Annotated in this window: 18 protein-coding genes; 9 read left to right on the top strand and 9 right to left on the bottom strand. The window is 64.0% G+C overall.

Annotated elements, in window-relative coordinates:
• Positions 1-24 precede the first annotated feature (24 nt).
• Positions 25-525 carry a nuclear transport factor 2 family protein gene (locus G3O00_RS13560; protein ID WP_206143249.1) on the bottom strand — a complete coding sequence of 167 codons (501 nt, stop codon included), beginning with the start codon at positions 523-525 and terminating at the stop codon, positions 25-27.
• 212 nt (positions 526-737) lie between these two features.
• Between G3O00_RS13560 and G3O00_RS13555 the strand changes: the two genes are divergently transcribed.
• Together G3O00_RS13555 and G3O00_RS13550 are read left to right on the top strand one after the other, a co-directional pair.
• Positions 738-1,250, top strand: a complete 513-nt coding sequence (locus G3O00_RS13555) for a nuclear transport factor 2 family protein (RefSeq protein WP_011355109.1) — start codon at positions 738-740, stop codon at positions 1,248-1,250.
• Between the two features lie 51 nt (positions 1,251-1,301).
• Complete coding sequence (locus G3O00_RS13550) at positions 1,302-2,018, top strand: EthD domain-containing protein (protein ID WP_206143248.1); 717 nt, start codon at positions 1,302-1,304, stop codon at positions 2,016-2,018.
• A 101-nt stretch (positions 2,019-2,119) separates the two neighbouring features.
• Here the strand turns inward: G3O00_RS13550 and G3O00_RS13545 are convergent, their stop codons facing one another.
• Positions 2,120-2,485 (bottom strand): hypothetical protein, encoded by a 366-nt coding sequence (locus G3O00_RS13545; protein WP_206143247.1) that lies wholly within the window; start codon positions 2,483-2,485, stop codon positions 2,120-2,122.
• Positions 2,486-2,639: 154 nt separating this feature from the next.
• A complete protein-coding gene (locus tag G3O00_RS13540) occupies positions 2,640-3,152 on the bottom strand; it encodes a GNAT family N-acetyltransferase (protein WP_206143246.1) in 513 nt (170 codons plus the stop codon).
• 173 nt (positions 3,153-3,325) lie between these two features.
• Here G3O00_RS13540 and G3O00_RS13535 point away from each other — a divergent pair, with 173 nt between their 5' ends.
• Positions 3,326-3,745 carry an NUDIX hydrolase gene (locus G3O00_RS13535; RefSeq protein ID WP_206143245.1) on the top strand — a complete coding sequence of 140 codons (420 nt, stop codon included), beginning with the start codon at positions 3,326-3,328 and terminating at the stop codon, positions 3,743-3,745.
• A 189-nt stretch (positions 3,746-3,934) separates the two neighbouring features.
• On the opposite strand, the gene G3O00_RS13530 is transcribed toward G3O00_RS13535, so the two are convergent.
• The 3 genes from G3O00_RS13530 to G3O00_RS13520 all read right to left on the bottom strand — a co-directional run bounded on the left by G3O00_RS13530 (position 3,935) and on the right by G3O00_RS13520 (position 6,680).
• Positions 3,935-4,843: an alpha/beta fold hydrolase gene (locus tag G3O00_RS13530; RefSeq protein ID WP_206143244.1), complete on the bottom strand. Its 909-nt coding sequence runs from the start codon at positions 4,841-4,843 to the stop codon at positions 3,935-3,937.
• A 128-nt stretch (positions 4,844-4,971) separates the two neighbouring features.
• A complete protein-coding gene (locus tag G3O00_RS13525; protein ID WP_206143243.1) occupies positions 4,972-5,847 on the bottom strand; it encodes a hypothetical protein in 876 nt (291 codons plus the stop codon).
• A gap of 245 nt (positions 5,848-6,092) precedes the next feature.
• Positions 6,093-6,680 (bottom strand): TetR/AcrR family transcriptional regulator, encoded by a 588-nt coding sequence (locus G3O00_RS13520; protein ID WP_206143242.1) that lies wholly within the window; start codon positions 6,678-6,680, stop codon positions 6,093-6,095.
• A gap of 859 nt (positions 6,681-7,539) precedes the next feature.
• Here G3O00_RS13520 and G3O00_RS13515 point away from each other — a divergent pair.
• From G3O00_RS13515 to G3O00_RS13490, 6 genes are all read left to right on the top strand, one after another.
• Positions 7,540-8,055: a hypothetical protein gene (locus tag G3O00_RS13515; protein ID WP_174929422.1), complete on the top strand. Its 516-nt coding sequence runs from the start codon at positions 7,540-7,542 to the stop codon at positions 8,053-8,055.
• Between the two features lie 85 nt (positions 8,056-8,140).
• On the top strand, positions 8,141-9,502 hold the full coding sequence (locus G3O00_RS13510) for an FAD-binding oxidoreductase (RefSeq protein WP_206143241.1): 1,362 nt from the start codon (positions 8,141-8,143) through the stop codon (positions 9,500-9,502).
• Positions 9,503-9,649: 147 nt separating this feature from the next.
• Positions 9,650-10,153, top strand: a complete 504-nt coding sequence (locus G3O00_RS13505; protein ID WP_206143240.1) for a YbaK/prolyl-tRNA synthetase associated domain-containing protein — start codon at positions 9,650-9,652, stop codon at positions 10,151-10,153.
• Positions 10,154-10,215: 62 nt separating this feature from the next.
• Entirely contained in the window at positions 10,216-10,854 is a 639-nt protein-coding gene (locus G3O00_RS13500) for a helix-turn-helix transcriptional regulator (protein ID WP_174915547.1), read from the top strand.
• 61 nt (positions 10,855-10,915) lie between these two features.
• Positions 10,916-11,890: a threo-3-hydroxy-L-aspartate ammonia-lyase gene (locus G3O00_RS13495; RefSeq protein ID WP_206143239.1), complete on the top strand. Its 975-nt coding sequence runs from the start codon at positions 10,916-10,918 to the stop codon at positions 11,888-11,890.
• Between the two features lie 117 nt (positions 11,891-12,007).
• Entirely contained in the window at positions 12,008-12,256 is a 249-nt protein-coding gene (locus G3O00_RS13490) for a hypothetical protein (RefSeq protein WP_174929426.1), read from the top strand.
• A 35-nt stretch (positions 12,257-12,291) separates the two neighbouring features.
• On the opposite strand, the gene G3O00_RS13485 is transcribed toward G3O00_RS13490, so the two are convergent.
• The 3 genes from G3O00_RS13485 to G3O00_RS13475 all read right to left on the bottom strand — a co-directional run.
• Entirely contained in the window at positions 12,292-13,116 is an 825-nt protein-coding gene (locus G3O00_RS13485) for an SDR family NAD(P)-dependent oxidoreductase (RefSeq protein WP_175219573.1), read from the bottom strand.
• 5 nt (positions 13,117-13,121) lie between these two features.
• Positions 13,122-13,997, bottom strand: coding sequence for an SDR family NAD(P)-dependent oxidoreductase (locus tag G3O00_RS13480; RefSeq protein ID WP_206143238.1), 876 nt, complete (start codon positions 13,995-13,997; stop codon positions 13,122-13,124).
• A 31-nt stretch (positions 13,998-14,028) separates the two neighbouring features.
• On the bottom strand, positions 14,029-14,290 hold a 262-nt coding region (locus G3O00_RS13475), incomplete at its 5' end, for a zinc-binding dehydrogenase (protein WP_206143237.1).

Below are 14,290 nucleotides of genomic sequence, written 5' to 3'. Positions count from 1 at the left end.
CCACGTGGGTGGCGCTGGCGTGCGTCAGGCGGCCGGCGGCTGCGCGCCGGCGAACAGCACGCCCGGCGCATCGCCTTCGTAGCGGGCCGACAGCGTCGACGTGACGACGCAGCGCGTGCCCGCGATCTTCCATTCGCCGTCGACCTTCCGGTATTCGTCGTCGTAGTACGCGCCGAGCTGCGTGAGCGTGCGCGCGTTCGTGTCGATCATCTGGTAGTGCAGGCCCCACGTGCCGCGCGCATGCGTCGCGTCGAGCACATCGATCTCGGGATTCACGCCGTGGTGCATCTCGACGATGTGCGGATGGCAGCCGAGTTGCGCGAATACGTCGACCAGCGCGTCGCGCGTGTCGAACGTGCCGATCACGCCGTAGTCGATGGGCACGTGGCCGGGTGCGAAGCAGTCGCGCATGCCTTCCGGATCCTTGCGGTCGCAGCACGTGAAGTAGCGCGCCTTCAGCCGGCGAATTGCGTCGGCGTCCTCGAGCCGGCGCACGCGCGCTTCCAGCGATTCGATGAGGGGCATCCTGTCTCCTTGTTCGGTGCCGGCGCGGTTCGAACGCCGCGTCGATGCCACGTTACCGCCGCACGATGCGACGGCCATCACCCGTTCGGATGAAACCGGTGATTCGTTTCGGCAGTGCCGTTCATGTTCGACAACGGCATTCGTCCGAACAGACGATGTGACGCAGGCAGCTTCGTTCCTACCATCGAACGACACCACCACGAGACCCGGCGATGGACGACACGACCCGCACGCTCCATGAGTACGAGCAGATCCGACAGTTGAAGTACCGGTATTTCCGCGCGGTCGACACGCACGACTGGGCGCTGCTCGCCGATTGCCTGACCGAAGACTGCGAGGCGCGGTTGTACGGCGGCCGCTATGCATACGACGGCCGTGACGCGTTCGTATCGAGCCTGCGTGAGCTGATCGGCAAGCCGACCTTCCTGACGATGCATCACGGCCATCATCCGGAGCTCACGCTGGTCTCGGCCGATCACGCGTGCGGCGTGTGGTTTCTCGAGGATCACGCGATCAATCTTGAGGATAACTACCTGCTGCACGGCACGGCGTTCTACGACGACCAGTACGTAAAACGCGACGGCGTATGGCGCATTCACGCGACGCGCCACGAGCGGCTGTTCGAAACCGTCACGTCGCCGATCCCGCCGTCGTTCTCGCTGACCGCGAACCGGTTCGCACCGGGCGCGCACCAGGCGGCCGGATCGCCTGAAACCGCTTCCTGAACCCCGGCGGCACCGCCGCCGATCCCGTCATTCCCCCCTGGAGCCGGAGCAATGGAGAAAGTCATTTACGTGTTGTGGCGCGACGCGCAGGCCGCGCCCGATCAGTGGAACCGCACGGTGCGCGCGCAGCTCGCCGACAAGCTGCTGTCGCTCGGTGCGCACGGCGTGCAGGTGAACGTCGCGGATGCGGATGTCGCACCGGCCGCTGGCCTGAAGCAGACCAACACGCACCCGGGCATCGACGGGATCGTCGCGGTGTGGGTCGACAGCGCGAACGCGATGTTCCGCCAGCCGTTCGACGACGCGGTGCGCGCCGTGGTCCCGCACATGGCGGCGTATCTCGTCACCGAGTCGCAGCCGATTCCGAATACGCGCTTTCCGGCGCGGCCGGGCGAGCGCACTACGGGTTTTTCGCAGCTCGCGTTCTTGAAGCGGCCGCCGCGGCTGACGCACGAAGCGTGGCTCGACGTGTGGCACGGGCATCACACGCGCGTCGCGATCGATACGCAGGACAATTTCCTGTACGTGCAGAACGTCGTCGTGCGGGCGCTCACGCATGCGGCGCCCGGGTACGACGCGATCGTCGAGGAATGCTTCCCGGCCGCCGCGATGACCGATCCGCACGCGTTCTTCGACGCGGTCGGTGATGATGAGAAATTCCAGCGGAATGTGGCGGAGATGATGGATAGCTGCGGTCGCTTCATCGATTTCGACAAGATCGATGTGGTGCCGACGAGTCAGTATGTGGTGAAGGCTGTGCGAGGGTGAAGTCAGGTGATCGCGTGGTGCGATCACCTTTCCCTGGATGGATTGCGGTGTTCTGTTGCGGGCCGGTGGAGCGCTTGCACGCGTCGCCGGCTCGTTTCAACTCACCTGAACGCACTGAAATCCACTTCTTCCTTGACGAACTTTCCCGTTGAAAGAAGGGCTTTTTCGATGTCCGCGACGATGGGCAAGTTGTCGATCGTTGCCGTGACGAACAGGCCCCAGATATCGTCGTCAATTTCATAGCTGCCCCGAGCGTATGTCCAATAGCTGAAGTAGCGGTCTTGAGACAATGCGACCTCGGGTTCATCCAGGCCGTCCGGATGCGGGACCTGGATCGAATGCAGCGCATCTTGCAGGATCGCAGCGAGGTTTGGAAAATCCACCGTCCGATGGTCGTCAAGTACCTCGACCAGAAGATCGCTGCCGTGAAATACCGGTCGGACGCGGAATCGAATCAGGTTTGTCATGGTTCGTTTTTTGTTTCCGTGCATCGGTGGTTGACCGGTACCGGCCAGCGGCGGCCTCGCACCTCAACGGCCCGCCATGTTCCTTGCGGATTCAACCCGTCGATGCAGCACACTTTCCGGCGCTCGACAGCGCTTCACGACGCCAGGAGCCCTGTCAGCCCCTGGCGACCATGATCTTGTTCTCGTGCCGGATCCCGCCAAGCTCAAAGTACGCAGTCCCTTCCTGCGCCATTCCCCGGGAACGGTAGAACGCGATGGCCTTCTCGTTTTGCGAGTTGACGCTGAGCCAGAATGACCGACTTCCGGTTCTCTCCTCTGCGATGCCGCGCGCATGCGTCAGCAGTGACGATCCGATTCCACGGCCGGAAAAGGTCGCCTGGACGTAGAGCGTTTCAATTTCGACGGGAACGTCTGAATGGCGAGAATCCAGACGGATGACGATATATCCGGCAAGATTTCCATCTGCCTCGGCAACCAGCAGGACGGTGCTGGGATCGTTCACCAGAGTCAGGATTCGTTCGGGCGTAAAAGTCCTCAGCACGTACTGTGCAATGACCTCGGACACGCCCGCCGCTGCGTAGGTGTCCACCCAGACATGTGCGCCGAGCACGGCAATACGCGCGGCGTCTGCCTGCCTCGCTGCTCTGATCGACACCATCGCGCTCATCTCGTCTCTATGCGGAATATGCCCGGCCCCGGGCCGACGCTAATTTTCAGGCTACGCGAGCGCCTGCCGGATCATCGTTGTCGTGCCGAACGGATGCTTATATTAAATCGAGCGTACGCGTCGATGTCCGAGAATCTACACTGACAACCCCGCTTCCACGATATGGATCCTGCATGGAATCGCCCGCCCCCTTCAGTGGTTCGAAAATCGCGCTCTTCAAGGACCGGGAAATCCTCGTCTATCGACGCGACGACAAGCCCGACATACCGTTTCCCGGTCTGTGGGACCTGCCGGGCGGAGGCCGGGAAGGGAACGAGACGCCCGAAGCTTGCGTGCTACGTGAACTCCATGAGGAATTCGGATTGACGATACCGGGCAGCCGGATCGGTTGGTCGCGGGTCTATCCGTCGAATCGACCGGATCGCCTGCCACACTGGTTCTTCGCCGGTTGGTTGAGCGGTGCGGAAGTCGCCGCGATCCGTTTCGGCGACGAAGGCCAGGAATGGACGCTGATGGATGTCGACGCGTATCTGCGGCTCACCGATGCGATCCCCCACCTGCAGGTGCGCGTGACTGAATACCTGAGTCGCTGACGGCGCACGATTTCCGGAATTTGTGCTTGCTCGTCGAAAGTCGCCTGCCGCCAGCTCGCGCTCAATGCGTTCCGCCCGGGCCGGCTGATGCGGTCCGTCTCGCTTGCGGACAGCAGACGCTTGACGTCATCCGGCGCTTGCCCGCCCCCGTTCAGGCCGCCCCAACGGACAAACCAGATTCGACCAGGCCTAACGCCGACTCGCCGTGGATGCGTGCACGAACGCTGAAATAGCCGCCACGACACCCTCCGTCAGCGGCAGATCCGGGTTCGAATAAGCCGCAAGGTTTTCTTGCAGATCCGGCGTGCGGACCGTCTTGAGCACATGATTGGCGTCGGCGATCAGCGCCATTTCGGCCCGCGGATTGGCATGCTTCAGCAGTTCCGCGTCCTGCACGTCAACCTGAATATCCCGCGTTCCCTGCACGATGAGCACGGGCTTCATGTAACCGGCCAGCAGCGCTGCCGGATCGACAGTCAATTCGCTCATCACGAAGCGCTGAACTTGCGGCCTGAACAACTGCATGAGCACTGGATCGATGCTGGCTGCATCGACACGATCCCCTGCTTCCAGCGAATCGAGGATCGACATTGCATTTTCCAGGATCGGGGCATTTGCCGGGTTCGATCGCAGTTGCTGCCTCAATACGGGCCCCAACGGACGCCCCGCCGTGGCAACCAGGATCAGGCCGGCGATATCGGCCGATTGCCGTGCCGCCAGCAACGCCACCAAACCGCCCTCGCTGTGCCCCAACACCCATACGCTGGAAGCGCCTGTCCGCGCCCGGATGGCGGCGACCCACGCGTAGATGTCGGCCGCGTAATCCTCGATCGTGACGTCATTGGCATCCGGTATCGCCGACGCGCTGCCGTACATGCCGCGCTTGTCGATTCGTACCGACGCGATACCTTCTTCGCACAATCCTTCCGCGAGCAATCGATAAGTCGACGCCTGAAGCCAGCTCGGTGCGTTGCCGTTTCTGTCGGTCGAGCCGGAGCCCGGCACGATCAGCACCACAGGAACATCGCCGGTGTCCGGGGACAAGAGCGTGCCTTTCAACGGGCCGGCTGGGCCCGGCGCTTCGATTTCCGTCTGCATGGTTTGTCAAAGATCTCTCTGATGAAGAACCATTCCCGACGGCCTCAGCTGTGCATGAGACCATCGCTATGGTTCAACGATGGAAGCGGCCGTGTCGACACGTAGCGCCGATCCGACACGGCCGAATTTCAGTGCCAGTCGCCGGTGAATCGGCGCGGCTGATACGTCTTCTCGTTCCAGGTAAACCGCGCGGACTTGCCCGACGCGACTTTGCCTTTCGGACGCACAATGAGGTCGTAGTGCCCGTTGGTCATGCGAGGGCTGAACGACAACACGTAATGAACCTCCTCCGTGTTTTCCGCATCACACGCATCCTGCCGTGCGTCGCCCGGATCCTTGCCTTTTCCCGCCTTCTCCGCGACACACGTCGCAGCCCCGTCCTTGTCCAAGGTCGACCAGTCGGTAACTGCGGTGAAGATCGGCATCACGCGCGCATCGGCATAGCGATACAGGCTCAGTATCTCGGTCGAATCGCTAAAAGAAGTCGATGTGTAGTTATTGTTGAAGCGAACGCCAAAGGCGGTTTCCTGCGCACTGATGCGATAGGGAATGACGTCCATGACCAGGACTGCACTCCACAACATCGGCGACGTATCGACGCGCTCGCTTCGATCGCTCGCGAGCAGGCGGAACCCCTGCTCGTCGCGGGTCAGGACACCTGTCCACAACTCCGCGTCAACGTTCTCGTTCGAACGCTGGACCAAAGCCGACACGACCCACAGCGGCCCTGAAGCCGATGGCCCATGCGCCCATGGCGACAGCGCAATGCCCTTGACACTATCCGCCGGCGCAGGATCCTTGCCCATCAGGGCACGCAACGCAGCTTGCTGCTGAGCCTCGTCGCTCACGTCGCTCGAGGCAAACGTGCAATGCGCAACAAGCGCGAGCATGAGCGATAGCGCCGTTTGTACGTAGAAGTGGCGCGTCTTGCTTGTTCGGATGCCCGGATATCGCCGCGCCGACGATGAATCCGCTTCGCGGTGTTCCTGCGTACTGGTCACCATTGCCCGTGTACTCCCCGTCGATCCATTTTCCAGCCAGTTGCCGGCAAGCCTCACCGGGCCCTCGACTCTGCGTTTGACTTGATGGGCTCCGACGACTCGAACGCTTGCCACGTCCGTCGTCGAACGGCCTCTCGCGGCCTGCGTGAGATATCGCCGTGCCTCGGCCAGCGTCGGCGCGCAGCATCGTCCGTATTCTGAAGCCGCCTCAAATCCGGCCTGACGCCAAGCCGCCGCAGCGATTCAGCTCACGGCGCCTTGGCCAAAGCCAGAATGGCCATCACCACGTCATCCTCGATTCCCTTGATATCCGACGGGAACCGATTCCTTTGCGGAATCAACACGATGAGCCCCTCGATCTGCGCCGTCACCAGTGCCGCTCGCCGGGTAAGCACTGCCGGTGACAGCGCCGGGTTGACGGCTTCGATGAATCCCGCGATCACGCTCCGCTGAAATCCATATCCCTCTTCGAGCATTTTCCGCGCGAACTCCTGGGTCTGGGCCAGTGCCCAGAAGTTCACGAACAGGCTTTGGGTCTTGGGCTGCTTTCCGTCTTCGAGCAACAGGCGAACCACTTTCTCCAGGCGGCCCTCGGGTGTCAGCGACATGTCCGCGCGCACGCTGTCGTACGTATTGGCGTACGCCTCCCTCGTCACGGCAAGGATGGCCTCGAAGATGTCTTCGCGCGTCGGAAAGTAGTGCTGCAGGTTGGACAGCGCCAATCCCGCCTTTGCCGCGACCTTCCGCATGGTCAGCCCACCGTAGCCTTCGTCCACGAAGATCTCGATCGCACTGGCCATAATTTTGTTCACCGCGTTCTTTCCGCGTTCGGTCAAGACGCGTCCGTTATCGAGAGCCGCCCTCTTCAAGAATTCCTCCTGCTGCCCCGTGCGCGCATGCCCCGGGGCGATGGTACTGATGACGCTTCGGCGCCGCTCATGCCCGGTCGCATACCGCGCGAGTCGGGTCCGCTCGATACACCGCGAGCGGGAATATAGGTTGGTCGACCGGATTTTGCAAAACTTCGCTACCCGACATCGGGCCGTGTCGGTCGACCCACATTTGCCGCCGGCTTCAAGGCCTCGGTTCCACTGTGGCAGCCGAGACGCCGAACCTGACGGCGACATTCTACGCAGGTTTCAAAACGGAGGAGACGAGACGCTGCCCATTGGCGAACGCACACAAGACAGGTTGTCCGTCCGTCTGCACGGGGAATCCGTGCTTGTCTTCCACTTGCGCAAATCCTCCCTGGGAAAACAGTCCGGCGCAGTGGCAAGCGCACCGCTCCATGACTCAAGAAGCACGCCCCCAGCCTCGTGGCGCCGGGCTGGACGGCCGCAACCAGGTTTCGCTGCCCACGGTACACGTTCAGCGTCGATGTTGCACAAATAGGTCACGTGACATATTATTGTCAATACGCCCCGGCGACGGTATGCGGGGCAGATTGCCCGACGTCGCTCAAGACGCGCTCAGGAGGATCGCTTGCCTTTCGGGAAGCGATACGAAAGGTGTCGAGCGCGGGACGGACGGCGTTTCCAGCAATTGAGTACGTAGCCCATTGATCCGACCATTGAGAGATGTCAGACCTCAATCATTAGGATTGCTTTGTGCTTGTTCGAATCGATCGACATGCCGGCATGACGGGGAGCAGGCTCTCCTGGTCAGGCACCGGCCCTACACGAGCGGAAAACCTTGATGCCGACCAACGCATTTACCGATGGATTTCACTACGAGATCCAGAACCGCGCCTTCGCCTTGCGTGCCATTGGACGACTTGCGGGGCGTCTCGACGGCGATCCTCGCCAGCGACTATGGGCAGCCTATTTAAAACTGGAAGCGTTCAATGCGCCGATTTACCACGCTGCGGCAACTCGTTGGGGCATGGATGATTCGCCCAGGTTGGCTACGCGGGTGAAGGCATGGGTAATCGGTTCAGTCCCGACGTGTGTGCTGAAGCCGCTCCTGAAATACGTGTACGCACAGACGATCGCCTACTGCGAAACGTTGCGGCACCTACGAGACATCGGCCCCTCCGATTCGCGCGCCCTGCTGAATTACATGGTCGATCAGGAGGAATTTCAGATCGACATGATGAGGCGCTCGCTGGACGGAGATGACGCCGTGCTGGCAAGCCGTGTCGACGCGTTCATTCATCGGCACGAGCAAATAATTATGCATACCGAAATTAATCACCATCATCAGCAGGCGTGAGCCTTTGCAACCCGTGAGATCTGCCGCTGCGCCCTTTCATCGTTCATCGAGCGGCAACCGGACCTCCCCACCTGTGAGCATCGCCATGGCACTCGATCAAACATCACTGCTTCAGGCCAGATCGTTCTGGCAGCACGCCTACGGAGAATATTCGCCCAATCCATCGCTGTCCGGGGATCTCAAGGTCGATGTCGCCATCATCGGAGGCGGCTTCACCGGGCTGAACACCGCGTTTCAATTCAAGAAGGACAATCCCAACGCGCGAGTCGTCGTGCTGGAAGCCGCCATCGTGGGATTCGGCGCCAGCGGTCGCAACGCCGGGTTCAGCACGAAAATGTTCGGCCTGGAGCCGGAAATGGTCCTGCTGCGCTGGGGCAGGCAAAAGATGGTCGATGCCCATCACTACCTGAAGCTCGCCGTGGCGCACACCCGGCACCTCATCGAGGAACATGGCTTTCAGTCCGACTACTGCCATGGCGGCCTGGTCCGCGCGAGCTACACGCAGCAGCAATTGGGCCGCATGCAAAAGACGCTCGAGTTGTTCCAGAAGCTGGGCATCGACGCGGACATGGCGTGGCGCAGCGCGCAACAGTTCCAGCAGGACTTCCATTCGGAACGTTTCGCAGGCGGCATCTACGAGTCGGACACCGGCTATCTCAACCCCTGCAAGCAAGTCCGGTCGCTGAAGGCCCTGGCGATGTCGAGCGGGGTGTCGATCCATGAGCTGACACCTGTCACGAGCCTGGAAAGAACGCCGTTGGCGGTACGCATCGCGACGCCGCACGGCCGGATCGAGGCGGACCGGATCGTCGTGGCGACGAATGCCTATTCTCGCGAGATTCCCGGCTCGTCGAAGCTGAAAGCGCGCCAGTATCCGCTCTGGACGTATCAGGTCGTCACCGAACCCTTGAGCGATGCGCAATGGGAAAGCATCGGCTGGAAGGAACGACAGTCGTTCGGGGACAACCGGCAGATGCTGCACTATTTCAGGCCGACAGCCGATGGCCGCATTCTCATGGGCGGCGGCGATGCGATCAGCTACCGGACGGACGCAATGGACGAGGTTCCCGCCCCCGCAGCGTGGCGGCATTGCGAAGCACACTTGAAGTGGATCTACCCGCAGCTGCGCAACACGCGCATCGACTACCGATGGGGCGGCCCGGTTTCGGTGACGATGGACATGGTGCCGGAAATCGGCTTCATCGATGACGAACGCATCATCTACTCGGGCGGATGTTTCGGTCATGGCGTCGCCCTGACGCACCTCAATGGCCGGACGATCGCGGATCTGCTGAGCGGAAAGCAATCGGCTCTGACGGACTTCTGGATCGTGAACAGGAAATCGATGTCGATGAAGAGCGACACCCTGTCGTTTCTGTTCGGCCGGGTGGCCCGTCAGGCACTGAAGACGTGGGACCGATGGGAGGAACGCGGATTGACGAAGTAACGGCGGGCGGTGGCGCGTTCCCGTCTCTTTGCCCCTTTGCCACATCCATGACAAAACGTCTATAATTGGACAATCCATCGACCGGCACGCCGAAGCATTCGAATCCGAGCGCGCCCCGATTCCCCGGCCTCACCTGCCTGGAGCGACATGAGCGACTACTCCGTTTTCGACACGCTTTGCGATCTGCTGAACACGTCCGGCGCGCGGTTCCGCGTGCTGGAGCACCCGGCCGAAGGGAAATCCGACGCGATCGCCGCGCTGCGCGGCACACGCCCCGAACAGGGCGCGAAGGCGATGCTGTGCACGTTCAAGGATGGCGGCGACACCACCGCGCTCGCCGTGATTCCCGGCCACCTGAAGATCGATTTCCGCAAGGTCGCCGATGCGGTGGGCCGCCGCAAGGCCACCCTCGCGTCGCCCGACCTCGCGGCCACCGTCACGCGCTGCGTGATGGGTGCCGTGCCGCCGTTCGTGTTCGACTCCAGCGTGACGCTCGTGGTCGATCCCGCACTGGTCGAACGCAACACCGAGATCGCGTTCAACGCGGGCCGCCTCGACCGCTCCGTCGTGCTCGACGCCGCCGACTACGTGCGGATCGCGCAGCCGCTGCTTGCCGACATCACGCGGCCGGAAGCGGCGGACGGCGAGTAACACGCCGGTTGCGCCTTTCCCGAAGCCGTCGCATCGATCCGAAACCTGACCGCGAAACCATCATGACCACCACCCGGAAACTCGTGCTGTCCGAGCAGGCCTCGCTGATCGAACAGGTGCAGCGCATTGCCGAAGGGCTCGGCGCGATGTTCGCGCCGTTCACCGAGGTCGTGGTTCACGACCTGCGCACGCCGAAGCACGCGATCCTCGCGATCCACAACAACCTGTCGGGGCGCGCAGTCGGCGACCCTGCGACCGAGCTCGGCCTCGCCCGCATCGCGGACGACGATTTCCCGCCCGTGCTCGCGAACTACCCGAACCGCTTCGCCGACGGCCGCACTGCGAAAAGCACGTCGATCGGCATCAAGGATTCCACCGGCCGCTATGTGGCCGCGCTGTGCCTGAATGCCGACGTCACGCTGTTCCGCGGCTTCCAGGGCATGCTGAACCAGTTCTGCAGCACGGACGGCGAAGCCATCGCCGAAACGCTCGACCCGGCCGGCGCGGACGCGATCCGGCAGCGCATCGACGCATTCGCAATGCGCCTCGCGACGACGCCGCGCGAACTGAAGACCGACCAGCGCCGCGAGCTGATGCAGACGCTGAAGGCCGACGGTTTCCTCGAAGTGCGCCGCGCGATGGAGATCGTGTCGCAGCATCTCGGCGTCTCGCGCGCGACCGTCTACAACGATGCGAAATGATGCAAGCGCGTTACCCGCGCTGCTCTCCTGCTGACCGATTCTCACGACCACCGGGCAACCCATGAATTCTCCGACTCTCCCCACGTACGACGATGTGGCCGCTGCCGCGGCCCGGCTCGAAGGCCATGCGCACCGCACGCCGGTGATGACGTCGCGGACGATCGACGAAGCACTCGGCGCGCAAGTGTTCTTCAAGTGCGAGAACCTCCAGCGCATGGGCGCATTCAAGTTCCGCGGCGCGTTCAACGCGCTGTCGCGTTTCGACGCGGAACAGCGCCGCAACGGCGTCGTCGCATTCTCGTCCGGCAACCATGCGCAGGCGATCGCGCTGTCGGCGCGCATGCTCGGCATTCCCGCGACGATCGTGATGCCGCAGGATGCGCCGGCCGCGAAGATGGCCGCGACGCGCGGCTATGGCGGCAAGGCCGTGACCTACGACCGCTACACCGAGGATCGCGAACAGATCGGGCGCGATCTCGCGGCGCAGCACGGGCTCACGCTGATCCCGCCCTACGACCACCCGGACGTGATCGCCGGCCAGGGCACGGCGGCCAAGGAACTGTTCGACGAAGTCGGCCCGCTCGACGCGGTATTCGCGCCGCTCGGCGGCGGCGGGCTGCTGTCGGGCACCGCGCTCGCCACACGCGCGCTGTCGCCGCACGCGACGCTGTATGGCGTCGAGCCGGAAGCCGGCAACGACGGCCAGCAATCGTTCCGCTCCGGCGCGATCGTGCACATCGACACGCCGCGCACGATCGCCGACGGTGCGCAGACGCAACACCTCGGCAACCTGACGTTCCCGATCATCCGCCGCGACGTCGACGACATCCTGACCGCGACGGACGCGGAACTGGTCGACTGCATGCGCTTCTTTGCCGCGCGTATGAAGATTGTGGTCGAGCCGACCGGCTGCCTGTCGTTCGCCGCCGTGCGACGGATGAAGGATGTGCTTAAAGGCAAACGGGTGGGCGTGGTGATCAGCGGCGGCAACGTCGACCTCGAGAACTTCTGCGCGCTGGTGTCGGCGCCGGCATGAATGCCGCGGCGCGCATGAATATTCCGTCATACGCGCCGCACCACTCCTTCACGTCGCGTTAAGTTTCGCGCCCTAGACTGATTACGTTGTCCCGTAGTCAGTCGTGAAGGAGCCACCATGAAATCGCACGCGATCGTCGCCGCCGCCCTGGCGGCTGCTTCCCTTTCGGCGTTCGCTCAACCGGGCGTGACGTCATCCGGTTTCCCCGCTGCGTCGCCGCACGACGCCGTCGCGCAAGCGACGCACCGCTCGCCCGGCGCATTGCCGCACGCCGGCTTCGTGCTCGCGAAGATCGATCAGAACAATACGCCACCCGATCGCGGCGGCGACCCGAGCGGCCGCACGCACGCCGGCACGCACATGTGACGGCGCACGCCGGGCGCGGCTGCCCCGCCCGGCCCTCAGAACGCAGGCAGCGACGGATCGCGTGAAGCGAGAATGTCGTCGGTGCGCCGCTGCAGCGCGCCGTCGATCGTCTCCGGTTGCGGAATCAGCCAGTAGCGCCCTTCCCGGATGCCGTCGAACACCCGCTCGGCGAACGCGTCGGGCGTGAGCCCGTGCGCGTTCAGCATCGAGCGCATCGTGTCGACGAAGCCGCGCACCTCGGGCCGGTCGTGCGCATCGCCGAACGGGTCGTTGAAGATGCTGCTGTGCACGGGGCCCGGCGCGAGCAACGACACGCCGACCGGTGCGCCCAACATCTTCAGTTCTCCGTACAGCGATTCCGTCAGCGCGACCACCGCGAATTTCGTCGCCGAATAAGGCGACATCAACGGGCTCGGCAGGAACCCGCCGACCGACGCGGTATTCACGACGCGCGCCGGCACGTTGCGCTCGAGCATCCGCGGCACAAAGCTGCGGATCCCGTTCAGCACGCCGTGCACGTTGATCGCGAAGCTGCGCTCGAAGCGTTCCGGCGTGATTTCCCAGCTGAAGCCGGTCGCCATCACGCCCGCGTTGTTGAACAGCAGGTCGACGCCGCCGAAGCGCTGCCAGGCCGCTTCCGCCAGTGCATCGACGGCTTCCGGCCGGCTGACGTCGGTCGGCACGCACAGCACGTCGGTGTCGAGCGTCGCCGCGAATGCGTCGAGCTTCGCCGGGTCGAGATCGGCCAGCACGACGCGCATGCCGAGCCCGGCGGCGTGGCGCGCGAGCCCGCTGCCGATGCCGCTGGCCGCGCCGGTGATCACGGCGGTACCGCCGTCGAAGCGAATCGAGTTCGTCATATCAATCAAAGTCCTGTCGGGTCGATGTGGGGATGCGCATACGCGGGAATCACCGGCGGCGGCAGCGCCGTGCGGCCGTCCAGCGAACGCACCGCGAGCTGCTGCGCGAGCGGGAAATGCAGGCTGTGCGTGACGAGGCCCGTGCGTTCGCGCGCCGGCAGGCGGCACAGCGCGAGCGCGGTTTCGGCGAGATACGCGACGTCCTCGGTCGGATAGCCTTCGGGGATGTAGCGCGCGGCGCCCGGCGTGCGGATCGCCGTGCTCGGCGCGACGAGATTCACCGCGATGCCGTCGGCTTCGAGTTCAGCCGCGAGCCCCTGCGTGAAGCGCGACAGCGCCGCCTTCACCGCCGCATAGACGGTCGCGCCGCCCACACGCGAGAAATCGTCGAACGGCCGCAGCGGCGGCAGCGCCGTCACCGAGCCGACGTTCACGATCCAGCCGGCGCCGCGGGCGCGCATCGGCGGGATCGCGGCCTGCGCCAGCGCGAACGGAATCCGCAGATAGTGCTCGATCGTCGTGTCGAACATCGTCATCGGCATCGCGTCGACGCACGCGTAGTCGGCCACGCCCGCGTTGTTGACGAGGATGTCGAGGCCGCCGGCGGCTTGCGCCGCGCGCCCGACGAGCGCATCGCGCTCGGCCGCGTTCGACAGGTCGGCCGCAAGCGCGATCGCACGGCCGCCGGCCTGCTCGATCAGCGCAACCGTTTCGGCGAGCGTGCCGGCGGTCGTCGCCGATTGCGTGAGGCTGCGCGCCGTCACGACGACGATCGCACCTTCGGATGCGAGGCGCTGCGCGATCGCACGGCCAATGCCGCGGCTTGCGCCCGTCACGAGCGCGCACTTGCCGGCCAGTACGCCGGTTCGGGTATCGGTCATCGTTGTCTCCTGTGATGTGCGTGCGGGCCGCTCAGCGGGCGATATCCGCAACATGAAGCACCAGCTTCGTTTTCGCCTCGCCCGTTTGAACGAGATCGAGTGCGCGGGCCGCCTGTTCGAGCGGAAAGCGGTCGAAACGCGGCACGCGCAGCGCGCGCTTTTCGAGTTGCTCCGCGAGCCGGCCGAGCGTGCCGCCGCTCGGCATCCGGCTGTAGGTCATCGCGGTGCGCAGGCCGCGCCGGGCGGCTTCGGCGGCCGTCGCGGCGAGCCGCTCCGCATCGCCGGCCGCGAGC

It is taken from the genome of Burkholderia sp. Ac-20384, from assembly GCF_017104605.1.
Taxonomy (GTDB): domain Bacteria; phylum Pseudomonadota; class Gammaproteobacteria; order Burkholderiales; family Burkholderiaceae; genus Burkholderia; species Burkholderia lata.
Note: the sequence above shows the minus strand (reverse complement) of the source record. Positions and strands in the feature narration are given on the sequence as shown.